Source organism: Sphingomonas yabuuchiae, assembly GCF_014199595.1.
In the GTDB taxonomy this organism is placed as follows: Bacteria; Pseudomonadota; Alphaproteobacteria; order Sphingomonadales; family Sphingomonadaceae; genus Sphingomonas; species Sphingomonas yabuuchiae.
Map to the genome: position 1 here is coordinate 101,104 of NZ_JACHNX010000001.1, position 25,250 is coordinate 126,353.

28 protein-coding genes are annotated in these 25,250 nt (G+C 66.6%); 15 read left to right on the forward strand and 13 right to left on the reverse strand.

What is annotated here, in order from left to right; translation table 11 throughout:
• Position 1: 1 nt before the first annotated feature.
• Both fliE and GGQ89_RS00415 read right to left on the reverse strand, forming a co-directional pair.
• Entirely contained in the window at positions 2-376 is a 375-nt protein-coding gene (fliE, locus tag GGQ89_RS00410) for a flagellar hook-basal body complex protein FliE (RefSeq protein WP_056432271.1), read from the reverse strand.
• Positions 373-1,656 carry a sigma-54 interaction domain-containing protein gene (locus tag GGQ89_RS00415; RefSeq protein WP_184103214.1) on the reverse strand — a complete coding sequence of 428 codons (1,284 nt, stop codon included), beginning with the start codon at positions 1,654-1,656 and terminating at the stop codon, positions 373-375. Before GGQ89_RS00415 ends, fliE begins: the two co-directional genes overlap by 4 nt.
• 286 nt (positions 1,657-1,942) lie before the next feature.
• Between GGQ89_RS00415 and GGQ89_RS00420 the strand changes: the two genes are divergently transcribed.
• Positions 1,943-2,809, forward strand: a complete 867-nt coding sequence (locus GGQ89_RS00420; protein WP_076714611.1) for a flagellin N-terminal helical domain-containing protein — start codon at positions 1,943-1,945, stop codon at positions 2,807-2,809.
• Positions 2,810-3,022: 213 nt separating this feature from the next.
• A complete protein-coding gene (locus GGQ89_RS00425; protein ID WP_076714614.1) occupies positions 3,023-3,868 on the forward strand; it encodes a flagellin N-terminal helical domain-containing protein in 846 nt (281 codons plus the stop codon).
• A 134-nt stretch (positions 3,869-4,002) separates the two neighbouring features.
• On the opposite strand, the gene GGQ89_RS00430 is transcribed toward GGQ89_RS00425, so the two are convergent.
• From GGQ89_RS00430 to GGQ89_RS00470, 9 genes are all read right to left on the reverse strand, one after another.
• Entirely contained in the window at positions 4,003-5,229 is a 1,227-nt protein-coding gene (locus GGQ89_RS00430; RefSeq protein WP_184103216.1) for an FtsX-like permease family protein, read from the reverse strand.
• 185 nt (positions 5,230-5,414) lie between these two features.
• Complete coding sequence (locus tag GGQ89_RS00435; RefSeq protein WP_184103218.1) at positions 5,415-6,233, reverse strand: sigma-70 family RNA polymerase sigma factor; 819 nt, start codon at positions 6,231-6,233, stop codon at positions 5,415-5,417.
• Positions 6,230-8,311 (reverse strand): flagellar biosynthesis protein FlhA, encoded by a 2,082-nt coding sequence (gene flhA / locus GGQ89_RS00440; protein ID WP_184103220.1) that lies wholly within the window; start codon positions 8,309-8,311, stop codon positions 6,230-6,232. The genes GGQ89_RS00435 and flhA overlap by 4 nt, the downstream gene beginning before the upstream one ends.
• A gap of 3 nt (positions 8,312-8,314) precedes the next feature.
• The gene (locus tag GGQ89_RS00445; RefSeq protein WP_184103222.1) at positions 8,315-9,172 is read right to left on the reverse strand and encodes a lytic transglycosylase domain-containing protein; all 858 of its coding nucleotides are present in this window, start codon (positions 9,170-9,172) and stop codon (positions 8,315-8,317) included.
• 221 nt (positions 9,173-9,393) lie between these two features.
• Positions 9,394-9,705, reverse strand: coding sequence for a hypothetical protein (locus tag GGQ89_RS00450; RefSeq protein WP_056432249.1), 312 nt, complete (start codon positions 9,703-9,705; stop codon positions 9,394-9,396).
• On the reverse strand, positions 9,702-9,992 hold the full coding sequence (flgM, locus tag GGQ89_RS00455) for a flagellar biosynthesis anti-sigma factor FlgM (RefSeq protein WP_076714620.1): 291 nt from the start codon (positions 9,990-9,992) through the stop codon (positions 9,702-9,704). Before flgM ends, GGQ89_RS00450 begins: the two co-directional genes overlap by 4 nt.
• Positions 9,993-10,097: 105 nt before the next feature.
• Positions 10,098-10,595, reverse strand: a complete 498-nt coding sequence (locus GGQ89_RS00460; protein WP_184103224.1) for a flagella basal body P-ring formation protein FlgA — start codon at positions 10,593-10,595, stop codon at positions 10,098-10,100.
• Complete coding sequence (locus GGQ89_RS00465; RefSeq protein WP_221238806.1) at positions 10,592-11,143, reverse strand: hypothetical protein; 552 nt, start codon at positions 11,141-11,143, stop codon at positions 10,592-10,594. The genes GGQ89_RS00460 and GGQ89_RS00465 overlap by 4 nt, the downstream gene beginning before the upstream one ends.
• The gene (locus GGQ89_RS00470; RefSeq protein WP_184103226.1) at positions 11,140-11,844 is read right to left on the reverse strand and encodes a motility protein A; all 705 of its coding nucleotides are present in this window, start codon (positions 11,842-11,844) and stop codon (positions 11,140-11,142) included. The genes GGQ89_RS00465 and GGQ89_RS00470 overlap by 4 nt, the downstream gene beginning before the upstream one ends.
• Before the next feature lie 222 nt (positions 11,845-12,066).
• Here GGQ89_RS00470 and flgB point away from each other — a divergent pair, with 222 nt between their 5' ends.
• From flgB to GGQ89_RS00535, 13 genes are all read left to right on the forward strand, one after another.
• A complete protein-coding gene (gene flgB / locus GGQ89_RS00475) occupies positions 12,067-12,417 on the forward strand; it encodes a flagellar basal body rod protein FlgB (RefSeq protein ID WP_056432241.1) in 351 nt (116 codons plus the stop codon).
• 3 nt (positions 12,418-12,420) lie between these two features.
• Positions 12,421-12,831, forward strand: coding sequence for a flagellar basal body rod protein FlgC (gene flgC / locus GGQ89_RS00480; RefSeq protein WP_056432238.1), 411 nt, complete (start codon positions 12,421-12,423; stop codon positions 12,829-12,831).
• Positions 12,832-12,833: 2 nt separating this feature from the next.
• Entirely contained in the window at positions 12,834-13,529 is a 696-nt protein-coding gene (locus tag GGQ89_RS00485; protein ID WP_184103228.1) for a flagellar hook assembly protein FlgD, read from the forward strand.
• Between the two features lie 29 nt (positions 13,530-13,558).
• The gene (locus GGQ89_RS00490; RefSeq protein WP_056432232.1) at positions 13,559-14,851 is read left to right on the forward strand and encodes a flagellar hook protein FlgE; all 1,293 of its coding nucleotides are present in this window, start codon (positions 13,559-13,561) and stop codon (positions 14,849-14,851) included.
• A 30-nt stretch (positions 14,852-14,881) separates the two neighbouring features.
• The gene (locus tag GGQ89_RS00495) at positions 14,882-15,637 is read left to right on the forward strand and encodes a flagellar basal body rod protein FlgF (RefSeq protein WP_056432229.1); all 756 of its coding nucleotides are present in this window, start codon (positions 14,882-14,884) and stop codon (positions 15,635-15,637) included.
• Positions 15,638-15,650: 13 nt separating this feature from the next.
• A complete protein-coding gene (gene flgG / locus GGQ89_RS00500) occupies positions 15,651-16,439 on the forward strand; it encodes a flagellar basal-body rod protein FlgG (RefSeq protein ID WP_056432226.1) in 789 nt (262 codons plus the stop codon).
• A 74-nt stretch (positions 16,440-16,513) separates the two neighbouring features.
• Positions 16,514-17,182 (forward strand): flagellar basal body L-ring protein FlgH, encoded by a 669-nt coding sequence (locus tag GGQ89_RS00505; protein ID WP_056432502.1) that lies wholly within the window; start codon positions 16,514-16,516, stop codon positions 17,180-17,182.
• An 11-nt stretch (positions 17,183-17,193) separates the two neighbouring features.
• A complete protein-coding gene (locus GGQ89_RS00510; RefSeq protein ID WP_056432224.1) occupies positions 17,194-18,291 on the forward strand; it encodes a flagellar basal body P-ring protein FlgI in 1,098 nt (365 codons plus the stop codon).
• Positions 18,288-18,617, forward strand: a complete 330-nt coding sequence (locus GGQ89_RS00515; protein ID WP_184103230.1) for a rod-binding protein — start codon at positions 18,288-18,290, stop codon at positions 18,615-18,617. The genes GGQ89_RS00510 and GGQ89_RS00515 overlap by 4 nt, the downstream gene beginning before the upstream one ends.
• Positions 18,618-18,632: 15 nt before the next feature.
• Entirely contained in the window at positions 18,633-19,976 is a 1,344-nt protein-coding gene (gene flgK / locus GGQ89_RS00520) for a flagellar hook-associated protein FlgK (RefSeq protein WP_184103232.1), read from the forward strand.
• Positions 19,977-19,981: 5 nt separating this feature from the next.
• Positions 19,982-20,875: a flagellin N-terminal helical domain-containing protein gene (locus tag GGQ89_RS00525; protein WP_056432218.1), complete on the forward strand. Its 894-nt coding sequence runs from the start codon at positions 19,982-19,984 to the stop codon at positions 20,873-20,875.
• Positions 20,876-20,976: 101 nt separating this feature from the next.
• Entirely contained in the window at positions 20,977-21,840 is an 864-nt protein-coding gene (gene motA / locus GGQ89_RS00530) for a flagellar motor stator protein MotA (RefSeq protein WP_042487297.1), read from the forward strand.
• Positions 21,841-21,843: 3 nt separating this feature from the next.
• Positions 21,844-22,734: a flagellar motor protein MotB gene (locus tag GGQ89_RS00535; RefSeq protein ID WP_056432215.1), complete on the forward strand. Its 891-nt coding sequence runs from the start codon at positions 21,844-21,846 to the stop codon at positions 22,732-22,734.
• A gap of 903 nt (positions 22,735-23,637) precedes the next feature.
• Here GGQ89_RS00535 and GGQ89_RS00540 read toward each other — a convergent pair.
• Together GGQ89_RS00540 and GGQ89_RS00545 are read right to left on the reverse strand one after the other, a co-directional pair.
• The gene (locus tag GGQ89_RS00540) at positions 23,638-24,129 is read right to left on the reverse strand and encodes a Ros/MucR family transcriptional regulator (protein WP_184103234.1); all 492 of its coding nucleotides are present in this window, start codon (positions 24,127-24,129) and stop codon (positions 23,638-23,640) included.
• 748 nt (positions 24,130-24,877) lie between these two features.
• Positions 24,878-25,249, reverse strand: coding sequence for a hypothetical protein (locus GGQ89_RS00545; protein ID WP_184103236.1), 372 nt, complete (start codon positions 25,247-25,249; stop codon positions 24,878-24,880).
• Between the last annotated feature and the right edge of the window lies 1 nt (position 25,250).

Here is a 25,250-nt window from a genome sequence, read left to right on the forward strand (position 1 = left end):
CTTACACCGGCATGCTCATGATGTCCTTATAGGCGGACAGGAGTTTGTTGCGGACCTGCAGGGTCGCCTCGAACCCGACCGACGCCTGCTGGCGGGCCATCATCACCTTGGCGATGTCGACCGTTTCGCCGCGTTCGTAGGATTCGGACAGGCGGGCGGCCTGCTGCTGGCCTTCGTTCACGCCCTTCAGCGCGGACTCGAGCGTATCGGCAAAGCTGGTCGGGGAAGCGACCGGCTGAGTCTGGGCGGCCTGTGCCGCCTGGTTGGCACCGGCCTGGCTTGCCGCCTTGAGTGCCTGATTGCGTTCCAGGATCTGCGCACGAAGCGCCATCACCCGGTCGACGCTCATCGCACCGCCGACACCACCGACGCTCATGCCATCACGGCCCGGCTAGAGGGTCGGATGATCTCCTCGCCCTGTTCGCGTGCCTTGGCGAGACGGTAGCGCAGGGTGCGCTCCGAAATGCCCAGGCGCTTGGCAGTCTCGACCCGGTTGCCGCCGCACGCGGCCAGCATTTCGCGGATCGCGGCGAACTCGCTCATCTGTACGACCTTGCCGAGCGTCGCTTCCGCGGTCGTCACGGTCAGCGGCTCGTCGTCCAGGTCGTTGGCGACCATCGGACGGTCGAACACGATATGCTCGGGCTCGATCGTCGCGCCACCGGCGAACAGCAGCGCACGCTGGATGACGTTTTCCAGCTCGCGGACATTGCCGGGCCAGTTGTGCATGGCCAGCTTGTCGATCGCCGCCGCGCTCGGCCACGGAATGGCGGTGCGGCCCGCAGCGTGACGCAGGATCATCGTCGCGGCGAGCGCCGGGATGTCCATGCGGCGCTCGGCCAGCGCCTTGGTGGTCAGCGGGAAGACCGACAGGCGGTAGTACAAGTCGGCACGGAACCGGCCGGCCGCCACTTCGGCCTGCAGGTCGCGGTTGGCGCAGGCGATGACGCGGACATCGACCGACTGCGGCATCGACGCGCCGAGCGGGATCACCTCGCGCTCCTGCAACACGCGGAGCAGCTTGGCCTGGAGCTGGAGCGGCATCTCGGCAATCTCGTCGAGCAGCAGCGTGCCGCCGTCCGCCGCGCGGAAGAAACCTTCGCCCGCCTGCGCCGCGCCGGTGAACGCGCCCTTCTGGTGTCCGAAGAGCAGTGCTTCGAGCATCGACTCGGGCAGAGCGGCGCAGTTGATCGCGACGAAGGGCTTGTTGGCGCGGGCCGACTGCGCATGGATGGCGCGGGCCACGACTTCCTTGCCGGTGCCGGTCGGGCCGTTGATCAGGACGGTGATGTCCGCCTGCGCGACCCGCTCGGCCAGGGTGAACAGTGCCAGGCTCTCCGGATCGGCGGCGGTCGGCATGGCCGAACCCGCCAGCAGCGCGCGGACGAAGCTGTTGCCGACGCCCGACTCGGCGGCGGAATAGGTCACGCTGGCCGGTTGGCCGCCCATTGCCGGGATGATGGCGGGGACCGGACCGTCGGACACGACGATGGTGCGCGCCGGATGCTCGACCACGTCGCCGTCGGTGACGAGGAACAGGTCCCCGGCCTGGGCGGCCGCGCCCTGCTCGGCAATGGCCATGCCCTGGGCCCGCAGCCCGGAAATCAGGGCGTATTTCTGCCTAACGAGCGCAGCGGAGGGGTGAATCGACGACATCTGGCGTGGAGTCCTTTCGTGACTCCGCAATGGCCCCTGTTTGGTAAAACCGTGGTTAATTCGGCAACGCGAACGGCAAGTTTTTTCCGGGCGCGACGCGCGCTCGTACGTGTGCGGGCGACGCCCGGCCGCGCGCGCGACCGTTTCGGCAAAACCGGCAAGCCCACCGGCAAAAATTTGCATGGAACCGGCTAAAGCCTGCCGGAAAACGGCCGTTACTCCACTCGGCGGCTCGGGGGTCCAGAGGGGACACAGACGGATCGCCGGGCAGATTTGGAGACATCACATGACCGTTATTGCCAGCAATATCAGTGCTATGCGTGCAACCGCCGCGTCGACCTCGGCCTCGTTGGCCCTGAGCACCTCGATGCAGCGCCTGTCGACCGGCAACCGCATCAACTCGGCAAAGGACGACGCCGCCGGTCTGGCCATCAGCGACTCGATGACCTCGCAGATCAAGGGCATGGCGCAGGGCATCCGCAACGCGAACGACGGTATTTCGCTGGCGCAGACGGCGGAAGGCGCGCTGAACGAAGTCGGCAACATGCTCCAGCGTATGCGTGAGCTGAAGGTCCAGTCGTCGAACGGCACCTATTCGACCGCCGACAAGGCCAATATCACCAACGAGCAAACGACGCTGGCCGCGCAGATCAGCGCCGTCGTGAAGAACACCCAGTTCAACAACAAGCAGTTGTTCAATGCTGCTTCGACTGTTGCGATCCAGACCGGCGCGACGAGCAATGACACGGTCAGCATCGGTCTGCGTGATCTGACTGCCACGTATGTGGCGCCAACGGGCGGTGCGGCCGCTACCGGCTCGCAGCTGGGTGCCATCGTCGACTTCGCACCGGCTGCTGGCAGCACCGAGCTGAAGGCGGGTGGCGATACGCTGGCCAACTACGACGCCGCGATCGCCGACGTATCATCGATCCGTGCTGGCCTGGGTGCGACGCAGAACCGACTCCAGTCGGCAGTCAATAGCGCGACTTCGAACATGACCAACCTGGCCGAAGCCAAGAGCCGCATCTCGGACACCGACTTCTCGGAAGAAACCACCGCGCTCGCCAAGGCGCAGATCCTGAGCCAGGCGTCGACCGCGATGCTGAGCCAGGCCAACCAGTCGCAGCAGGGCGTGCTGAAGCTCCTCGGCTAATCGCCCTGGGCGAATGCCGACCGCGGTTATCCCCTCGGTCGCGGAAGGTGGACCCCCCGATGCCTTATAATAAGGTGTCGGGGGGCTCCGCCCGAAAAAATGCGCCCATTCGACTCTTTTCTCTAAAGCCCTGCCTCAAGCGGTCGTTACCCGTCTTGGCAGCTCGACCTTCGCCTTGGGGGCGGCGGAGAGCTCCGGCTTTGGAGAACGACCATGACGGTTATCGCCAGTAATATCTCGGCGTTACGCGCCTCGAGCGCCAACGGCGCCGCGACGGAAGCGCTGAACGTTTCGATGCAGCGCCTGTCCACCGGCAAGCGAATCAATTCCGCGAAGGACGACGCCGCCGGCCTCGCCATCGCCGCCTCGATGACCTCGCAGGTGCGCGGCATGAATCAGGCGATCCGCAACTCGAACGACGGCATCTCGATGGCGCAGACCGCCGAAGGGGCGCTGGACGAGGTGAGCAACATGCTCCAGCGGATGCGCGAACTGGCGGTGCAGAAGGCCAACGGCATCTATTCCACCAACGACAAGGCGAACATCACGTCGGAACAGAACGCGCTGGCGTCGCAGGTGTCGAACATCTTGTTCAACACCCAGTTCAACGGTCAGAAGCTGCTCGACGGTTCGGCGGGTGCGGCCGGTGTGGTGAAGATTCAGGCGGGCGCCAACACCAGCGACGCCATCAGCATGACCTTCAGCAACCTGACCACCGACGCCGATATCAATAGCGCCATCGCCGTGGTCGATCCGGCGACCGGCCCCAGCACCATCGCCACCACTGCGACACTGGAGAGCTTTGACAAGGCCATCGGCAAGGTCGCCAATATCCGCGCAGGCCTGGGTGCCACGCAGAACCGGCTCCAGTCGGCGGTCAACAACCTGACCTCGAACGTCACCAACCTGACGGACGCGCGCAGCCGCATCGAGGACACCGATTTCTCGGCCGAAACCACTGCGCTCGCCAAGGCTCAGATTCTGAGCCAGGCCTCGACCGCGATGCTGAGCCAGGCCAACCAGTCGCAGCAGGGCGTGCTCAAGCTGCTCGGACAGTAATCCCCGGATCCTGAGCGCCCCGGCACCGCGCCCCCACTCGGGTGACGGGGCCGACCGGCCGAGAGATCCTCACGGACCGGTTTGCAGGACAAACCCCGGCGGCAGCGATGCCGCCGGGGTTTACTCGTATCGACTCAATCCGCGCGCAGCACCAGGGCGGGCGAGGTTCGCCCCGCGCGCCAGGCGGGATAGAGGCTGGCCAGCACCGCGCCCGCCAGCACGCTCAATGCGATCACCGCCAGCTCGCGCGCCGAAATCCCGATCGGCAGCGACAGGAATACGTCCCATTCGGCCTGCCGCGCGGGCGACAGATGGCGCACGGCCGCGACGATCGCGCCGCGCTGGGTCAACAGGGCGGCGGCCAGCGACAGGCCGATGCCCGCCCCGATCAATGCGATGATGCTGCCCACGGTGGCGAAGATCCGCATGATGCTGCGCGCCGTCACGCCCATGGTGCGTAGGATCGCGATCTCGCGCCGCTTGGCCCGTGCGAGCAAGGTCATCGACGACAGGATGTTGAACAGCGCGACCAGGGTGACCAGCCCGACCGCGATCGTCATGCCGATCTTTTCGGTGACAAGGGCGGCAAGCAGCGCGCGATTCGCCTGTTGCCAGCTGATGATCGGATAGGCCGGACCCAGCCGCCGTCGAATCGCCGCCGTCACGGCCGCTTCCTGCGTGGCGTCGGCCAACACCACCGCGACGCGGCGGGTGACGGCCGAGTCGTTCTGAAGGATGGGCAGCGAATCGAGCGGGGCATAGACCGTCACCCGATCGCCGCCCTTGTCGTCGTCGAGATAAAAGGTCGCGACCCGCGCCGGGGTCAGGTCGAGCGACAGGGTGCGGTCGGGGCCGAGCACGACCCGGCCGATCGCGATCCGGTCGCCGGGGAACAGGCCCAGTTGCAGCGCGGCAGTCTGGCCGATCGCCACCGCACTCGCGGGATCGGGACTATGCGCCAGCGCCGAGCGCATCGTCGGCACGAGTCTATAGAGTGTGCGTGGATCGCGGCCCTGCAATGTGATGGGCGTGATCCGGCCGTCGATCGACAGACCGGCGGTGATCTCGCGGATCGGCTCGGTGCGGATGACGCCCGCGATGCGGGCGATGGCGGCGGCGACCTGCGCCTCGGTCGGTCGGGCACCGGCGGGCACGGTAATGCTGAGATGCCCGTCGACCGGCGCGACGCTGTCGGCCAGCCTGGTCTGCGCGCCGTTCATCACCGCGATGACCAGCACCAGCGCGGCGACCCCGATCATGACGCCGGTGCAGCCGATCGCCGCCACCAGAAGGACCAGCCGCCCACCCGCACCCGGCCACAGATAGCGGGCGATCAGATGGCGTTCATGGCGTGCGAGCATCGGCGTCCCCGGTCATCGGGGACGCGCTTAGAGCAAGATGGGGGGATCGGGAATGGCGACCCATTCCTCCCCTGCAAGGGGAGGTGGCGCGCGTAGCGCGTCGGAGGGGTGTCCCGCTATCGAGAGGGTGACACCCCTCCGTCAGGCCTTCGGCCTGCCACCTCCCCTTGCAGGGGAGGAATGATTTACCGCTGGCTGGCGAGGGCCTTTTTCAGGCGGGCATGCGCCGCGCTCTTGATCTGGCAGACGCGCGCGGCGCCGACGCCCAGCACCTGGCCGATTTCCTCCAGGTTCAGTTCCTCGACATAATAAAGCTGGATCACCATCGCCTCGCGCTCGGGAAGCGCGGAGATGGCGGCGATCAGCGCGTCGCGCAGATCGCTTTCGGCCAGCTGCTCGAAGGCGTCGGGCGTGTCGTCGGCGAACCAGGGCAGGTCGTCCGCATAGACATCGTCGATCGCCTCCATGCGAACGGCCTCGGCGGTCTTGTAGTCGGCGCGCAGCCGTTCGACCGTGATGCCCAGCTTTTCGGCGACCGCCTCGTCGGACGGGGCCTGGCCCTCGGTCTGCGACAACGTGTTGACCGCCTCGTGATATTGGCGGCGGCGACGCATCGCGCCGCGCGTCGTCGTCGCCTGACGCCGAAGCTCGTCGATCATCGCGCCGCGCAGCCGCGACTTCAGATAATGGCCGAACTCGACGCCGCGCTCCTCGAATGAGGCGGCGGCCTCGACCAGCGCGACCAGGCCGACCTGCACCAGGTCCTCGACCTCGATCATGCTCGACATGGACCCATGCACATGCCACGCGATGCGCCGGACCAGCGGCAGATGCTGGCGGATGACCGCATTCGCGTCGCCGCCGGGCATCCCGGCGCGACGCGGCGCGGGACGATAGGTCAGCGGCTGGTCGGCGACCGTGGGATTGGCCAGCGCGGGATCGAAATTCGCCGGGTTGAAGGTCTGCGCGTCCATGAACGCGCCGCTCAGGGGATGTGCGCTCATGCGGCCAACGCCTGTTGCTGGTGATGATGGGGAGAGCCGATGACGGCGACGACTTCGACCGCCTTGTCCTCGGGCACTTCGAAGAAGGAGAGGACGGGCGTGTCGGGCAGGCAGGTGCGGACCAGCTTGCGCATCGCGATGCGCACGCCCGGCTGCACGACCAGCGCAAAGGGCTTGGCCTCGGCGATCAGGGGCTGGGCGGCCTGGGTCAGCGCCTCGGTGATGCGGCGGCCCAGATCGGGTTCGATCACATGGCGGCGCCCCGTATCGGCGCGCATGGCCTGGCCCAGCAGCCCTTCGAGCTGGCCGTCCAGCGTCATGACGCGCAGCGGCTCGCGCATCCCGCACAGCTTCTGGATGATGAGCGCGCCCAGCTGCGGCCGGATCAGCTCGACGATCTCTTCGGCGTCGAGCGTCTTCTGGGCCGCCACGGCGATCGCGCTGGCGATGCGGCGGAACTCCTTCAAGGTGATGTTCTCCAAAAGAAGGCCCTTGAGAACCTGGGTCAGGGTGGTGAGCGGCAGCGGGTTCGGGCTGAGCGAGGCGGCGAGTTGCGCGGCGCGTTCTTTCAGGCCGTCGAGCAGCGACTGGACCTCGTCGGGGCCGAGCAGCTCGGCGGCGTTCGAGGACAGGATGTGGTTCAGGTGCGTCGCCATGACGGTGCCCGGATCGACCACCAGGTAGCCCATGCCGGTAGCGGCATCGGCGTCGCCCTTCAGGATCCAGGTGGCGGGCAGGCCGAAGGTCGGGTCCTTGACCGGCTTGCCGCTGAGTTCGCCAAAGGCCTGGCCGGTGTCGAGCGCCAGCATCTCGTCGGGCGACACCTGATCCTCGGCGGCGACGACGCCGTTGATGATGATGCGATAGCTATAGGGCGCCAGGTTGATGTCGTCGCGCACGCGCGCCTGCGGCACGACGAAGCCCAGGTCCTTGGACAGCTGGCGACGGACGCCGGTGATGCGGGCCATCAGCGGCGCACCGCGACGCTCGTCGACCAGCGGCACCAGGCCGTAACCGATGTCGATATGCACCTGCATGCCGTCGATGACCTCGTCCCAGCCGATGCGCGAGGGGTCGACCGGCTCGGGCGCGGGGGCGGCGGGGGCGATGACCGGGCGCTTCTCGATCTGGCGCAGCTTCCAGGCGGTGAACCCGGCGATCCCGGCGGCGGGCAGCAGCACCAGATGCGGCATGCCCGGCAGGACGCCCAGCAGACCCAGGATCGCGGCGACCGGGATCCACGTCTTGGACGCGCCGAACTGCGACCCGATCTGGCCCGCCAGATCCCTGTCCGACGACACGCGCGTCACGATGGCGGCGGCGGCGATCGACAGCATCAGCGAGGGGAGCTGCGCGACCAGCGCGTCGCCGATGGCGAGCAGGATATAGGTCTTGGCCGCGTCGGCGATGCCCATGCCATGGCTGACCGGACCCAGGATCAGGCCGCCGATGACGTTGGCCGCCAGGATCAGCATGGCGGCGACCGCGTCGCCCTTCACGAACTTGGACGAACCGTCCATCGAGCCGTAGAAATCGGCCTCGGTCGACACCTCGACGCGGCGCGCCTTGGCCTGGTCCGGCGTGATGAGACCGGCGTTCAGGTCGGCGTCGATCGCCATCTGCTTGCCGGGCAGGGCGTCCAGGGTGAAGCGAGCGGACACTTCCGACACGCGGCCCGCACCCTTGGTCACGACGATCAGGTTGATGATCATCAGGATCGCGAAGACGAAGAGACCGACGACATAGTCGCCGCCGATCAGGAAGGTGCCGAACGCCTCGATGACGTGACCCGCCGCGCTCTCGCCCTCATGGCCATGGACCAGCACGATGCGGGTCGAGGCGACGTTGAGGCCCAGGCGGAACAGGGTGGCGAACAGGAGGACGGTCGGGAAGGCCGAGAAGTCGAGCGGCTTTTCGGCGTTCAGCGCGACCATCAGTACGGCCAGGCTGATCGCGATGTTGGCGACGAAGAAGATGTCGAGCAGCGCCGGCGGGATCGGCACGACCATGACCAGCACCAGCAGCAGGATCGCGGCGGGCAGGGCCATGGTGCGGCCGCTGGAGAAGAGCTTGCCCATCGCTTAGCCACCCATCCGTGCGAGCATCATGTAGGCGAGGCGCGCGTGATCCGGCTTGGGCCGCAGCACGCTGTCGCCGGTCGCGGCGTTTCCGCGCATTCCCAGCTGGTTCATGGTGCTGTTGGCCCAGGCGATCGCATCGGCGGCGCTTTCGTTGTTGCCGGTGACGACGGTCGCGTCGCCGTTCATGCCCTGGAGCGCGAGCGCCTGGGCCGCGAATTGCAGATTGGCAGCGCGCGTCTCGTCGCTGTCGGCCTTGGTGCCGGCCAGCTTGGCGGAGAAGCGGTCGTAAATGTCCGAGAGCGAGCGCGGCTGGCCGTTCGAGGCGTAGAAGACCGAACGGTTGGCGCGCGCGGCGGCGGGGAACAGCGACGCGCCGCTGGCCTGCGGGTTGCTGGCCATGGTGCCCAGGAACTTGGTCGCGCCGCCCAGCCCCAGGAAATGGGCCATGTACAGGTCGGTGCCGTTGGCATCGCGGCCCAGCGTAGATTCCAGCGCGGACTTGTTGTCCGAGGCATGTTCGGCGGCCATCAGCGAGGCGGCGGTCGGATCGTTGCGCAGCCCCATCACCGCCGAGCGCGCGCCGCCCGAGACATAATAGCGTCCGCCCGACTGGCCGATCGCATCGGCGGCCCAGCCCAGGCCATGCTCCGCGCCGTGCTTCTTCACGACCGCCAGCCAGCTCTGCTCGACGAATTGATAGAGCCCCGAGGCGGAGGAGGTGCCCGCACGGGCATTGGCGTTCAGGCCGGACTCCAGCTTCGCCTGGCCGAGCAGATAGCCGAAATCGACGCCCGTGCGGCTGGATGCCAGCGCGATGGCCGATTGGATTCTGGCGTGGGAGACGGGTTGGACGGTCATGCTGCGGTAAAAAGCCCTTGTTCGGGCCATACACAGCAAGGGGCGTGCCAATTCCTGACGGTGCCGTCAGGGGCGCGACAGGAATCGGCGGAGGGCAATAAAAAAGCCCGGAAAACCGGGCTCTTATTCGCTCAGGCTAGTTCGGGCTGCCGATCGTCCTGCCGGGAATGCCGCCGCCGATCCGGCAAAGCGGCAACCCGTTGCCGCCCGGCAAGCGGCAATCAGGCATAGGCGCGCATGGCGGGGCGATAGCCCATGCCCGCATCGCCGGTCAGCGTCTGCAGGCGGCGGCGCACATTGGCCGCCATCAGGTTCACATAGATGCGGCAGGTCTCGTTCAGGCGGTTGGCCTCGTCGGCCAGCTCGCGCAGTTCGGGGCCTGCGGGACCGGTGCCGAGCGCGGCGACCTCTTCGATCGCGGCCAGCTTCTCGGTCGTCGCGCGTTCCAGCGCGGCCACGTCGTTGACCTTCAGCGCCGCGATTTCGCGGTGGAGGGCCTCGATGACCCGGATCAGGGCGTCACGGCGTGTCATTTACCATTCCAGTCCAGCTTCAGCGCAATCATCTGGTCGGCGATGGTCGCCGGCAGGATCGGAAAATCGCCATTGGCGATGGCCTTCTTGATCTGGGCGACCCGGTCCATGTCGACCGGCGGCTGCGCGGCCAGCGTGCGGGCCATGTTGCTGACGCCGCTCATGTCGTTCGCCTTGACCGGAGTCTGTGCGGGGCTGGCGGCTTCAGCGAGCGCGTTGGGACGCGTCACGGCGGCGACCCGCCCGACCCTCGCTTCCCCGGCACTCAGCCTTGTTACTTCCACCATGCCCGCACCCTCTGGTTCCGCTGACATGGGGTATAACGGCCGGGGCCGGAGATTCTTTAGCGCGAATTTACGCTTTTTCCCCGTTTTCCGCCACGCCCGCGCCCCTCATTCGGACCAGCCGGGCAGGGTGGCGCGACCGCTGGCCAGCGCCACCGCCTGGATCGGCTGGCGGGCGGATTCGATGCGGACCGGGAAATGTCCGCCGGGTGCCGCGTCGGCCATGGCAACCCCTTCCCGCGTAATGGAAAAGCCGTCCGATCCGGCTTCGATCACGACCGGATCGCCGCGCTTGATGACGGGTTCGGCCTTTACCGCCACCGCCGGGATCACGCGCGCCTCGGGCGCGGGCCTGGGGGCGGAGAGCACCGGTACGAAGATGCGCCATTGCGGGCTGGAGCAGGTGACGACCACCGCGTCATGCGCCTCCGTGCGCCAGGACAGCGCGACCGTCGGGCATTGGGCGAGCTTCAGCCGGTTGTCGATCGTCGAGCGGGGGCCGCCCTCCACCCCGATCGGACGGCCGGTAAAGGCGGTGACGGCGGCGTCGAGCGCGGCGATATCCTGGAAACCGGCGGCACCGGCCAGAAGCAGGGACAGGATCATCGTGAGGGTCTCCGTGAAGGTTCGCCGGCAAAGACCAGGGTGACCATCGCGACGCGAGGGCCCGGCTTTCCAGCGGTGGACAGGATCAGGCGGTCGGCGGCGGCGGGCCCGATCAGCGCGGCCGCGGTGCGGGCGCGATCGGCGGCCAGCACGACCGCGCTGCGGGTGACCGGATCGACATCGGCGGCGCTGCCGTCGGTCGAGCCGACGATGGACAGGCGGACGCGCGGATCGGCCAGCGCCTCGCGCGCCCAGGGGACGAACAGCGCGTCGGGCTCGACCGGCACGGCGGACCCGGCGGCGAAGTTCAGCGCGGCGGTGGCGACCGGCATGGCGGGCGGCGGGGCAGGGGGCGCCCGCAGCGCCTGGTCGACATGGTCGCTGCTGCCGAACTGCGCGCGCAGGCCGTTGAGCAGGGCAGGGCGTCGCTCCGCACCCGTAGCCTGGACCAGAACGAGGAAGCCGACCAGCAACAGCGCGAGGTCGGCCAGCGTGATCAGCCAGATCGGCCGCGCGGGCGGCGTTTCGGGGAAAAAGGGCCCGGTCATGCGACACTGACCAGATTGGGGCCGGACTTCGGACCCGACTTGGAGTCCGTGCCCCCGCGTGACGGGCGCGGGGCCTCGCGCGCGGCCAGGGCGGCCAGCGGCGTGACGATCCGGGTCCGCTCGAACGCCTCGATCCGCGCCGCGCGACGCAGGCGCATCGCGATCGGCTGCGCGACCAGATTGGCGAACAGCGCGCCATAGAGCGTGGCGAGCAGGGCGATCGCCATGGCGCCGCCGATCCGCTGCGGATCGTTCATCGTCGCGAACATGGCCGCCAGGCCGATCAGCGTGCCGACCATGCCCATGGCGGGCGCGATCTCGGCGGCGCCCGTCCAGACATCGGCGGTCGCCACATGCCGTTCGACCCGCGCGGCGCGCGCGAGGTTCAGGCGCGCGGTCACGGCTTCGGCGCCTTCGCCATCGACGATCGCGGCGACCGCCTCGGCCATGTCGGGGTCGGTGATGACCGAGCGGTCGAGCGCCAGGACACCCTGGCGCTTCGCCATGCGCGACAGGTGCGCGATCTGCTCGACCAGCGGATCGGCGGAAAAGGGACGCCTCGGCAGCACCGCGAGTGCGCGCATCGCCCGCCCGGCATCGCGCCAGGGCGTGCGCAGCAGCGTCGCGATCAGCGTTCCGCCCAGCACGATGGCCAGCGCCGCGGCGTCGAAGAACTGATGAAGCGGAGGAAATGCAGTCATGCGCGCACCCACGCAAAGACCGGGCCAATTCGCGCACGGGAAGGGCGCGCAAGGCGGCTGCCGGGAGCGCTGCCGCCTGGTTGCCGCCGACCGGCAAAAACCGGCAACCGATTGCCGGGCCGAGCCTGCCGCCGCCCTGCCGCCCTTCTGATCAAGCAGTTGGCACGGTCATTGCGAGGGCTTGGCCATCGCGAAGTCCCGCGTGGGAAAGGAGGTTGAACGATGGCCGCAGAAACGCTTTTCGGAGTGCACGGTGCCGCACTGGAGGTGCGGGCACAGCGCATGGGTGTGCTGGCGTCGAACATCGCCAACGCCTCGACCCCGGGCTTCAAGGCACGCGACATCGATTTCAAGGCGGCGCTCGCCTCGGTCGAGGGCGGTCGGGATCAGGGGCGGGGCATCGCGGATGCGATGAAATACCGCGTGCCGATCCAGACCTCGCTCGACGGCAACACCGTCGAACTCAACCAGGAACAGACCGCCTTCGCCGAGAATGCGGTCCAGTATCAGACGACGCTGTCGTTCCTGAACGGTCGCATCTCCACCATCACCCGTGCGCTGAAGGGCGAATAAGCGATGCCGAACGGACCGCTTTCCATCTTCCAGGTCGCCGGTCGCGCCATGTCGGCGCAGCTGGTGCGGATGAACACCACCGCATCGAACCTGGCCAATGCCGGTGGCATCGCCGGGTCGGTCGACACCGCGTACAAGACGATGAAGCCGGTGTTCCGCACCAGCTTCGACGCCGCGACCGGCCTGTCCACCGTCGATGTCGAGAAGATCGTGACGGCGGGCGAAGACCCCACCAAGCGCCACGACCCCAACAACCCGCTGGCCGACAAGGACGGCAACGTCTTCGAGGCGGCGGTCGATGAAACCCGCGAGCTGGTCGACATGATGGAGACCTCGCGCACCTATCAGAACAATGTCGAAGTGATGCAGACGGCCAAGTCGCTGATCCTCGATACCCTCAAGCTGGGACGCTGATCATGGCATCCGATGTGATGGACTCGACGCTCGACAGCCTGGGCATTGCGCGCGCCGGAAGCGCGACCAGCGGCGCCACGGCCGCGGCCTCGGCCAAGAAGACGACGCTCGGCCAGACCGATTTCCTGAAGCTGCTGACCGCGCAGCTCAAGAATCAGGATCCGTTCGCGCCGATGGACAATACCCAGATGGTCGCCCAGATGGCGCAATTCTCCAGCGTGGCCGGCATCTCCGAGATGAACACCACGCTGACATCGCTCGCGAACAAGCTGACCGGGACCACGCCCGCAGCCGCAATAAACTATGTCGGCAAGACCGTGCTGACCCAGGGCACGACCGCCTATGGCCGCACCAGCGGCGGGCTGGCGGGCCAGGTCGAACTGGACGCCGCGGCGTCGAACGTGACGGTGACCATCGCCGATGCCAGTGGCGGGGTCCTCAAGTCGCTGTCGCTGGGCGCGCAGAAGGCGGGCACGGCCAGCTATGATTGGGACGGCAAGACCGACGACGGCAAGACCGCCGGATCGGGCCCCTTCACCATTTCGGTGTCCGCCAACAACGGCAGCGCCGCCGTTACCAGCCGCTCGCTGGTCTGGGCGCCCGTCCAGTCCGTCTCGCTGCCCTCCAACGGCTCGCCGGTCCTGACCGTCGCCGGTCTGGGCCAGGTCCAGCTTTCCGCCGTCCGCGCCGTCGGCTGATCCCCCTTTACGCACCAGGAAGATAGCCCATGTCCTTCTACACCTCGCTCAGCGGCCTTCAGGCCTCGCAGACCGACATGTCGGTCATCTCGCACAACCTCGCGAACGTCGGCACCAACGGCTTCAAGAAGAGCCGCGCCGAATTCGCCGACGTGATGGCGGCCAATTTCTCGACCGACCCGTTCAAGCAGGTCGGCTCGGGCACGGTGGTCAAGGCCAACCGTCAGGAGTTCAAGGAAGGCAACTACACCAGCACGTCGAACGCGTTGGACCTCGCCATCTCGGGCGACGGCTTCTTCACGGTGCAGGCCGGCGGCACCACGGGTACGCTCCAATATACGCGCAACGGATCGTTCCAGGTCGACACGAACAATTACGTCACCGACACGCAGGGCAACCGCGTCCAGGTGTTCCCGGTCGACAAGGACGGCAACGTCACCTCGTTCGGCAGCGACGGCCTGACCAGCCTCCAGCTGCCGGCGACCAGCGGCACGCCGGTCGCCACCAAGAAGGTGTCGATGGCCATCAACCTGTCGAGCACCGCCGTCGCACCGACCGCCGCGTTCGATCGCACCAACATGGGCACGTACAACAACACGACCCAGACCAAGATCTACGATACGACCGGCAATGCCATGACGCTGACCAATTACTATGTCCGCGCGCCGCTGCCGGTCGATGCCAATGGCAATGCGATCCAGCCTGCGGACGGCAGCAGCAACTGGCTGGTCTACAGCTTCGTCGGCGATCAGCAGATGACGACCAATGGCGGGTCGAAGGATCCGATCAAGATGACGTTCGATTCGGGCGGCAGCCTGAAGGCGCCGACCGGGGCGACCAAGTTCGACAATTTCACCCCGCGCACCTCGATCATCTCGCAGCCGCTGTCGATCGACTATACCGGCTCGTCGCAGTCGGGTTCGATCTTCTCGGTCGCCTCGCGTACCCAGGACGGCAAGGCGGTGGGCCTGTTGTCGGGTGTGTCGGTCGGCGACGACGGCCTGGTCACCGCCTCCTTCTCGAACGGCGAGACCGCAGCGCTGGGCAAGGTCGCGGTGGCGACCTTCGTCAACATGCCGGGCCTGCGCCAGGAGGGGAACAGCTATTGGGAGGCGACCGGCAAGTCCGGCGCGGCCAAGTTCGGCACCGCCAACCAGGGCGCGTACGGCGCGATCCGGTCGAGCACCATCGAGGGGTCGAACGTCGACATCACCGAGGAGTTGGTCAACCTGATCGCCGCGCAGCGCGATTTCCAGGCGAATGCGAAGGCGCTCGATACGTCGAGCCAGATCTCGCAGACCATCTTCAACATCCGCAGCTAAGCGAACGCCGGGGGCTAACGGGGAACCGCGATGGACAAGCTGGTCTATACGGCATCGACGGGCATGCGGGCGCATATGGCGGCGCAGACCGCGATCGCCAACAACATGGCCAATGCCTCGACGATCGGGTTCCGCGCCGACCGCGTCGTGTTCGACCGCATCGACCTGAAGGGCGGCGGCGCGGCGTTCGAGGCGCGGATGCCCACCGCCGAGGAAGTGACCGACGCCGACCGTCAGCCGGGCACGATCCAGCATACCGGCAACGCGCTGGACGTGGCGATCGCGACGTCCAGCGCGTGGCTGGCGGTGCAGGCCCCGGACGGGACCGAAGCCTATACCCGTCGCGGCGACCTGGAGGTCACGGCCTCGGGCGTGCTGCAGACCGGCGACGGTTATCCGGTGATCGGCCAGAACGGCCCGATCACGGTGCCGCCGTACAATTCGATGGCCGTCGCCCCCGACGGTACGCTGTCGATCGTGCCGCTGGGCGCCGGGCCGGATACCCAGCCCCAGGTGATCGACCGCATCAAGCTGGCCGACACGCGCGGCACGCAGACGGTGAAGGGTCTCGACAATCTGCTGCGCGTCAAGGGCGGCGGGGCGATGCCGCAGGACATGGACGCCACCGTCCAGTCGGGCGCGCTGGAAGGGTCGAACGTCAACATGACCCAGACGCTGGTCGACATGATCGAGAACCAGCGCAGCTACGAGGTGCAGGCCAACCTCATGAAAGAGGCCAAGTCGTTGGATGAAAACAGCGCATCGCTGATGCGTCTGCCGAGCTGAGGATTAAAGAGACATGTCTTCCGCCGCTTTGCACGTCGCACGCACCGGGCTCGATGCCCAGGATATGCGTATGCGGGTCATTTCGAACAACCTGGCCAACGTCAACACGACCGGGTTCAAGCGCGATCGCGCCGCGTTCGAGACGCTGGCCTATCAGACGATCACCGCGCCCGGCGCGGCCAGCTCGACCGAGAGCAAATATGCGACCGGCCTGAACCTGGGCACCGGCGTGCGGATCCAGGGGACCGCGCGCATCAACACGCAAGGGTCGATGCAGACCACCAACAACAGCCTCGACCTGGCGCTGGACGGTGACGGCTTTTTCCAGGTGCAGATGCCGGGCGGCACGCTCGGCTATACCCGCGCGGGCAATTTCTCGCGCTCGGCCGAGGGGCAGCTGGTCACCGCCGAGGGTTATCAGGTGATGCCGGGCATCACCGTCCCCGAGGGCACGACCCAGATCACGATCGGCACCGACGGCACCGTCTCGGCGACCCTGCCGGGCCAGACCGCGGCGGCCGAGATCGGCCAGATCCAGATCGCCAGCTTCCCCAACTCGGCCGGGCTTCAGTCCAAGGGCGACAATTACCTGACCGAGACCCCCGCCTCGGGCGCGGCGAACATGGGCGTCGCCGGGCTCGAAGGGCGCGGCCAGATCCGTCAGGGCATGCTCGAAGGCTCGAACGTCAACGTCGTCGAGGAACTGGTCGACATGATCGAGACCCAGCGCGCCTATGAGGTCAACTCGAAGATGATCAAGTCGACCGACGAGATGCTTCAGTACGCGAACCAGAATCTGTGACCATGACCCTGCGCTTCCCCACCCTGCGCTTCGACTATTGGACCGAGCTGGCGCTGTCGGCGGCGGCGGGCACCATGGTCGCCGTCGCGCTGATCCCCGCGCCCGCCCATGCCAGCCTGTTCGGTCGCAAGAAGCCCGCCGAGGATTTCTCGACGGTGCGTCCGGCCCCGATGCCGATGCAGCCGGTCGCGCAGCCCGCCCAGCCCAATGGCGGTATCTTCCAGGTGTCGGACGGCTATGCCGCGCTGTACGAAGGGTGGCGCGCGCGCAAGGTCGGCGATCCCCTGACCATCGTGCTGGTCGAGCGGACGGCGGCGACCAAGTCCGCCAATTCCAAGCTCGGCTCCAAGGGCGATCTGGGCCTGGCCCCGCCGACCACCGGCCCGCTGGGCAAGCTGCTCAAGTCGACCGATATCGGCATGAGCGGCAGCCGCAACTTCAACGGATCGGGCGCGGCCGACCAGTCCAACTCGCTGTCGGGTGAGATTACCGTGACCGTGGCGCAGGTGTTTCCCAACGGCACGATGCTGGTCCAGGGGCAGAAGCGCGTGACGCTGAACCGCGGGGACGAGTTCATCCAGATCAAGGGGCTGGTCCGCATGGCCGATGTCGGCATCGACAACCGCGTCGAGTCGACCCGCGTCGCCGATGCGCAGATCGCCTATACCGGCAAGGGCGACGTCGCCCGCGCCAGCCGCCAGGGCTGGCTGAGCCGCTTCTTCCAAGCCGTCAGCCCGTTCTGAGGCCATAGCATATGATCCTCCGCTTCTTTCTCGCGCTCTTCGCCACCTTCGCGATCGCAGGTCCGGCCTCGGCCGATCGGATCAAGGATCTGGGCGGGTTCCAGGGCATCCGTACCAACCAGCTGACCGGATACGGCATCGTCGTCGGTCTGCCGGGCACGGGTGACGACAATCTGGAATATACCGTCCAGTCGCTGAAGGCGGTGGTCTCGCGCTTCGGGCTGCAACTGCCGCCGACCGCCAATCCGGGCATGAAGAACGCCGCGGTGGTGATGGTGACGGCCGAACTGCCGCCCTTCGCCAAGCCGGGTCAGAAGCTGGACATCACCGTCGCCTCGATGGGCAAGGCCAAGTCGCTTCGCGGCGGCAGCCTGATCCTCACGCCGCTTCAGGGTGCGGACGGCCAGATCTATGCGATGGCGCAAGGGAACCTTGCAGTCGGCGGTCTGGGTGCCGAAGGCGCGGACGGGTCGAAGATCGTGGTCAACATTCCCTCGGTCGGTCGCATCCCCGAAGGGGCGACGGTCGAGCGGGCGGTCGCCACCGGCTTCGACACCGCGCCCAGCCTGACCTTCAACCTGGCGCGCGCCGACTTCACCACCGCGCAGAATGTCGCGCAGGCGATCAATTCGCGTCTGGGCATGGGCACCGCGCAGGCGATGGACGCCGTGTCGGTCGCGGTCCGCGCGCCGATGGGCGCCGATGTCCGCGCCACGCTGATGTCCGAGATCGAGAATCTGAACGTCACCTCGGCCGAGCCGCCTGCCAAGGTCATCGTCAATGCCCGCACCGGCACCGTCGTCATCAACTCGGCGGTCCGGGTCGGCCCGGCGGCGGTCACGCACGGCAAGCTGACCGTGAAGATCGACGAGAATCAGCGCGTCAGCCAGCCCGGCCCGCTCAGCGGCGGCCAGACGGCGGTGACGCAGAAGTCCGGCGTCTCGGTCGAGGAAGAGCGTCGCCCGATGTTCGTCCTGGCCCCCGGTCCCAAGCTGGCCGATGTCGTCAAGGCGGTGAACGCGATCGGCGCGGCCCCGTCCGACCTGGTCGCCATTCTCGAAGCGCTGAAGGAAGCCGGCGCGCTCAAGGCGGAGTTGATCGTCCTGTGACCCAGAGCATTTCACCCACTTCGCCCGCGACCGCGGCCTCCGCGATCGCGGGTACGGTGTCCACCGACACCCGCCGCCTGTCGAACGGCGCCAATCTGGACAAGGCGGGCACCCAGTTCGAGGCGATCTTCACCGGCATGATGCTGAAGGCGATGCGCCAGACCAAGCTGAGTGAAACCATGTTTGATTCCAAGGCGCTGGACACGTTCCGGGACATGCAGGATCAACAGGTTGCCCAAACGATGGCCACCCAGGCCCCGCTGGGCATCGGCAAGGCCGTCACCGCCTTTCTGGCGAAATCTCAACCTGTCGTTAACCAGACATAACGTACCGCAGTAACCATGAGCGACCTGCTCTCTATCGGCGCTTCGGGCGTCCGCGCATATCAGACCGCGCTGACCGCCGTTGGTGAGAATATCGCCAATGTCGGAACGGACGGCTATTCGCGCCGGTCGGTCACGATGCAGGAGATTTCGCCCGCCGCTGGCCTGGCGGCGAACAAGGTCTCCGCGGGCTCGGGCGTCGTGGTGCTGGGCATTGCGCGCGCCACCGACGTCTATGCCAGCGCCGCGGTTCGCTCGGCCACCGCCGACCTGTCGCGCACCACGACGGGCGTGACCTGGCTGAACCGGATCGAGGGCGCGTTGACCGGCGATCAGGTCCAGACGCGCCTGACCGCCTTCTTCACCGCCGCGCGCACCCTGTCGGCCGAGCCGACCTCGGCTGCGCTGCGCGCCACGATGCTGGAAACCGCGCGTTCGACCGCGACGGCGTTTACCGCGACCGACTCGGCCTTCGACCAGATCAACGCCGATTTCGACGGTCAGGCACGGCAGGCGGCGCGTGACCTGTCCTCGCTCGCCACCTCGCTGGTCCGCGTCAATGACGGGCTGGGCCGGACGCAGCCGGGCACGGCGGCGGCGGCGCAGCTGGCTGACCAGCGCGACCAGATCCTGACCCAGATGAGCGCATTGTCCGACATCACCAGCACGACCGACGAACTCGGCCGCGCGACGGTGCGACTCGGCGATCGGGCCGGGCCGATCCTGGCGGCGACCGACTCCACCGGGGCCGTCACCTATCAGCGCGGCGCCGATGGCAGCGTATCCTTCCAGGTCGCCTTGAACGGGCAGATCAGCGACTTCGTGCCGACTGGCGGCGCGATAGCCGGGATGCTGGACGGGGCCGAGCGGATCAACGTGGCGCGCGGCGCCTTTAACCAGCTTGCCAAGAGCTTCGTCGAGACGGTCAACGGCCTTCAGGCCGGCGGCCAGGACCTGAACGGCGCAACCGGCACGGCGATGTTCGGCCTGACGGCAGGCACCGCGCAGATGAGCCTGTTGATGACCGATGGATCGAAGATCGCGGCGGCAAAGGGCAATCAGGGCTCGCGCAATGCCGACAATCTGGCCGCGCTGGAAACCGTGCGCGGATCGGCGGGCTTCGAGAACAAGCTGACCCAGATCGTCACCGACAACGCGACCACGCTGAAGCAGCGCCAGACCGTCGCCGATGCGCAGTCCGCGATCCGCGACGGGGCCAAGGCCTCGCTGTCGGCGGCTTCGGGCGTCACGCTCGATTCGGAAGCGGTGACGCTGATGCGCTTTCAGCAGGCCTATTCCGCAACCAGCCGAGTGATTCAGGCGGCGCGCGAAACCTTCCAATCCATTCTCGAGCTGCGGTAACGGTCATGCAGATTTCCACCAGCTTCTTCTACGACACCGCCTCGCGGCGGATGACCGAACTGACCGGCAAGGCGAATGCGTTGCAGGTCCAGATTTCGACCGGCAAGAAGTTGACCAACCCGTCGGACGACGCCGCCGCCGCCGCCCAGGTCGCCGAATTTGACCGCCGCGATGCCGACGATGCGGTCTACAAGACCAATCTGACGCTGGCGGGCTCGTTGCTGCAACAGGCGGACACGACGCTGGGCCAGATCGGCAAACAGGTGCAGAAGGCGCTGGAGCTGACGACCCAGGCGGCGAACGGCACCCTGAACGCCGCCAATCGGTCGAGCGTGGGCGACCAGATCGCCTCGATCCGCGACGCGCTGCTCGGCCTTGCCAATGCCAAGGATGCGCGCGGCCTGCCGCTGTTCGGTGCGGCGGCGGGCACCGACGCGGTGACGATGGTCAATGGCCGCTACACCTATTCGCAGGCCAATGTGTCCGATATCCCGATCGCCGACGGCCAGAGCGTCGACGTCTCGGTCGGTGCCGACCGCGTGTTCCAGGCGGGTGCGAACGACGATACGCTGAACGTCCTCAACACCCTCGTCACCGCGTTGAAGTCGGGCGGCGATGCCAGCGCGACGGTCAAGGACGCGATGGACAAGCTGAAGGCGGCCAACGACAATGTCGCGACCGTGCAGGCCTCGGTCGGCGCGCGCGAGGCGCGGGTCGAGCTGCAGCAGGGGCTGCAACAGGCCGCCAGCACCGACAGGGCGCAGCTGCGTTCCAGCATCGAGGATGTCGATCCGGTCGAGACCATTACGAAGCTGCAACAGACGATGACCGTGCTTCAGGCGACCCAGGCCAGCTTCACCAAGCTGAGCAGCCTGTCGCTGTTCGACTATCTGAAATGATCGCGGCCGGGCATCGGCCCGGTAACTGTATTTTGACCTTACCAGGCTAGGCCGGTGATCTGACGGGCACCGCGGCCGGTCTTCGGGAGAATCGGTTCACCATGTTTCCTGCCATCGGCCTAGTCATCCTGCTCGGCATGGTGTTTGGCGGTTTCGCCATCACCGGCGGCAAGCTCGGCCCCGTGTTCGAGGCGATCCCGCACGAAATGCTCATCATCGGCGGCGCGGCCGTCGGTGCGCTCGTCATCGGCAACAGCGGTGCCGAGCTGAAGGCGCTGGGCGGGGCGATGGGCAAGATCTTCAAGGGCCCGAAATACAAGAAGCAGGACTATCTCGACGTCATCTTCCTTGTCTCGAAGTTGATGAAGATGCTGCGCACCGAGGGCCCGATCGCGCTGGAACCGCATGTCGAGGACCCCAAGTCCTCCTCGGTCTTCGCCGAATATCCCCGGCTGGTCGCCGACCACACCCTTGTGAACCTGATCGCCGACACGCTGCGCCTGGTCGTCGTGTCGTCGGGCACGCTCGACGTGCATGCGGTCGAAGAGGTCATGGACAACGCGATCAAGACCCATCACCACGAGGTCGAGGGGCCGCAGGGCACGCTTCAGAGCCTGGCCGACTCGCTGCCCGCGCTCGGCATCGTCGCGGCCGTGCTCGGCATCGTGAAGACCATGGGCTCGATCGACAAGCCGCCGAGCGTGCTGGGCGGCATGATCGGCTCGGCGCTGGTCGGCACCTTCATGGGCGTGCTGCTGGCCTATGGCATCGTCAACCCGTTCGCGGGACGCCTGAAGCAGGTGATCGACGCCGACGCCGCCATCTATCACGTGGTCAAGCAGATCATCATCGCCTCGCTCCACGGCCATCCCCAGCCGCTGGTCATCGAGGCGGCGCGCTCGGGTATCAAGCACAAGGACCAGCCCGGCTTCGCCGAGGTGTTCGACGGCCTGCGGGGCAAGTAAGCCATGGCCCGCGCACCGCATGGCAAGAACGAGCCGCCCAAGATCGTCATCGTCAAGAAGATCATCGCCGATGGTCATGGCGGGCATCATGGCGGCGCGTGGAAGGTGGCCTATGCCGACTTCGTGACGGCGATGATGGCGTTCTTCCTGCTGCTCTGGCTGCTGGGCGCGACCACCGAGAAGCAGCGCAAGGGCATCGCCGACTATTTTGCGCCGACGCTGATCGACACCAAGTCGACAGGCATCGGCGGCGGGGTGCTGAACGGCGGGCCGGGCGCAGGGCGGCAGCAGAGCGGGATCACCGGGCGTATCCAGCTGATCGTGCCCAAGGCGTCGGAGGGTGGCGGCGACAAGGCCGGGACCGGCGACAAGGGTTCGCTGCGCAATCCCAACGCCAAGGCGCAGGATCAGAAGACCTTCGACGCGATCAAGCGTGAACTCCTGAAGAAGATGGAGGTCACGCCCCAGCTCAAGAAGCTGGCGCAGCAGGTGCGCTTCATCCCGACCGATGACGGCCTGCGCATCGATCTGGTCGACAATGCCGATTATTCGATGTTCGCGACCGGCACGACGAACCTGACCCCGGCGGCGTCCGACCTGATCGGCACCATCGCCAAGACGGTCGCCGACGTGCCCAACACGATCATGATCCGCGGCCATACCGACAGCGTGCCTTATGGCGATCCGCGCGCGATGAACAACTGGCTGCTCTCGTCCAGCCGCGCCGAGTCGACCCGCCGTCGCCTGGCCGCCGGGGGCCTGCCCGAATCGCGGTTCGAGCGGATCGAGGGCGTGGCCGACCGCGAACCGATGATTGCGGGCAATCCCTCCGACCCGCGCAACCGCCGCGTGGCGATCACGCTGCTCTATCGCAAGGGTGTGTTCGGCCAATAGGGGGTGGGGGCGGGCTTGACGATGCCGTAGCGCCGCCACATCCTCTCATAAGTAATGCCGAACCGATTGACGGCGCATCGGGATGCGTCGTTCAGCGCATAACAAAGCCCGACGCCCCGGTGATAGGCGATCGCAAGGGCATATCGCAGAACGAGGTTCCGCTTCCGGCCGGAGGGGCAATCGACATTTATCCCGTCTTTTTCCCCTCTCCCCTTGATAGGGGAGAGGGTTAGCGCAGCTTGCCAGCTTGCCAGCTTGCCAGCTTGCCAGCTTGCCAGCTTGCCAGCTTGCCAGCTTGCCAGCGTGCTGGCTAGCGTAGCTTGGGTGAGGGGTTGAGCGAGCCTTTGGCTCGCGCGCTCGCAAGCGAGCGCCCACCCCTCACCCAGCTCCGACTAAGCCTTTGCTTTCGCAAAGGCCAAGTCTGCGCAACCCTCTCCCCTCTATGAGGGGCAAGGGGAAAGAGAAGGGTATCTGATTGTCGGTTGGTCTTGGGAATGACGGCAAAAAAGGCTGCTGTTCCAAGCTACTGATGCGCGCGACATGGGTTGCAAGGTCATGCCGGGTCGGGAATGGCCCATATTTCAGATAGGCCCATGACCCGTCCGCGCCATGTGCCGCGCCTCACAGATCGGCGACATGCTGGGTAAACAGGGGGTCGAGCGTGATGGCCGCGCCGACATGGCGGTCGACCCCCGGTGGGGAGGCAGGGTAGTTCGGCAACGACCGGCCCACGCCGAAGATCAATCACGTCCCATCATCGCTGGTGGACGGTGCCGCTTCAATTGCAATGCGTATCCGCCAAGATGAGTGCCGTGCCCCAAAGGAAACCCGCCCGACCATCCATGCTTTGGGAGAAAAGCATGGGCAGCCGGGCGGGTTCTTCATCCATCGATCGCGACGCGATTACTCGGCGTCGGCGGCCTCGCTCTTGCGCGACTTGCGCGGGGCGGGGGCGGCCGCAGCGTTGCGCGGACCGGGCTTGCGGCCCAGGCCGATCTTCTTGGCCATTGCGCGACGGCTTTCCGAATAGCTCTCGGCGACCATCGGATAGTCCGGCTTCAGGCCGTAACGCTCACGATATTCTTCCGGCGTCAGACCATGGGTGGCCAGATGACGACGCAGCGTCTTGTACGGCTTGCCGTCGATCATCGAGACGATGTGATCCTTCGACGCCAGCGACTTGCGAACCGACACGGCCGGAACATATTCGGTCGGCGCTTCGACATCGATCGCCTGTGGCGCGCTGCCCAGAAGCGAAGACACGGTCTCGTGCATCTTGTGGAGGAACGCCGGAACCTCTTCCGAGGAGGTGCGGGTATTGGGATTGCCCAACCACGCAATGGTCAGCTCAGTTGCCAGTTCTACGGCATTCACATCGATAGGGTCGTCGGCCATGATACGCTCCTGTTGTTTTCATGTGACCTAACCGTCAATCGCAGAAGGTCAACCGTTCTGTGCAGCATCGGACCGAATTTAGATGGTTTATGACGGATTTTATATTTGAGTGATGTTCACGAATGGCATCGATCAGTGGCCAAAATCGTCCAAAGATCGGACAGGTGAAATCCGGGGAGCAGGATATAAATAGCGGCAACATCCTGATTTCGATCAAAGCATATTGCACGGCAGAGGCTCGCAAATCCCGGTATCGATTACGCTGGCGGAACGAGTGCAAAATCTGCAACCAAAATTGATGAGGTTGCATTTGTGTAAATCGTCCGGCCTCGGCATAGAGAGCGGGCCTTTCAGGCATCCTCTCCTAAAAAACTTTCACGGGCTGGTCTCACGACCGGCCCTTTTTTTGTCTTGCTTCCGCCGTACATCGGCCTAGGCTGTCCCATCGTCGCGCTTCAACGATAGTTATAAGCAGGAGTGGAAGCCGCCGGGAAAACCGGCATCGCGCGTCGGTGCCGGGGGTTGAGCGACTGGGTCGCTCCCCCCGATTTACCTTCCACCTTTGACGGTGTTTCGATCTGGGGATGGGCGTGGCCTTCGACTTCGCTCAGGCGGATCGAAGAATGGTTCTGGATACACAACCCCATTCAGCCTGAGCGAAGTCGAAGGCCAAGGGCCGAACCTGATGACCATGTCGCCCAGGGGGGACGGGAGAGTCTGAGCACTCGTCCCGCCTGAAGAGCCGCTTTTACCCCTTCGTGTCGGACGGAGAGCGGTGGATGAACTGGTCCAGCGCCGATAGCGCCATGCCGGCAAAGGCGACGACCTCGGACATGCCCGACTTCGTGGTTCCGCCTTCCTGCGACGGCTCGGGTGTCTCGGGCTGGGTCGGCTCGGGCGAGGGTGCCGCGCCGTCGCTCGGCCGCTTCGTCGTCTCGCGCGCGAGGGCCGAGGCCGCGACGATCAGCCCGGTGGCGAGCAATTGCCGCCCGGCCGGGCTCCGCGCCTGATCGAGCAGCGCCTGACCGATCCGGTGCAGGGGCGAGGGGCCGGAGGACGTGCCCGGCTGTTCGTCCAGCTTGGCCTTTTTCTGCTTTTTCTTGTGCTTCTTCTTGCCCATC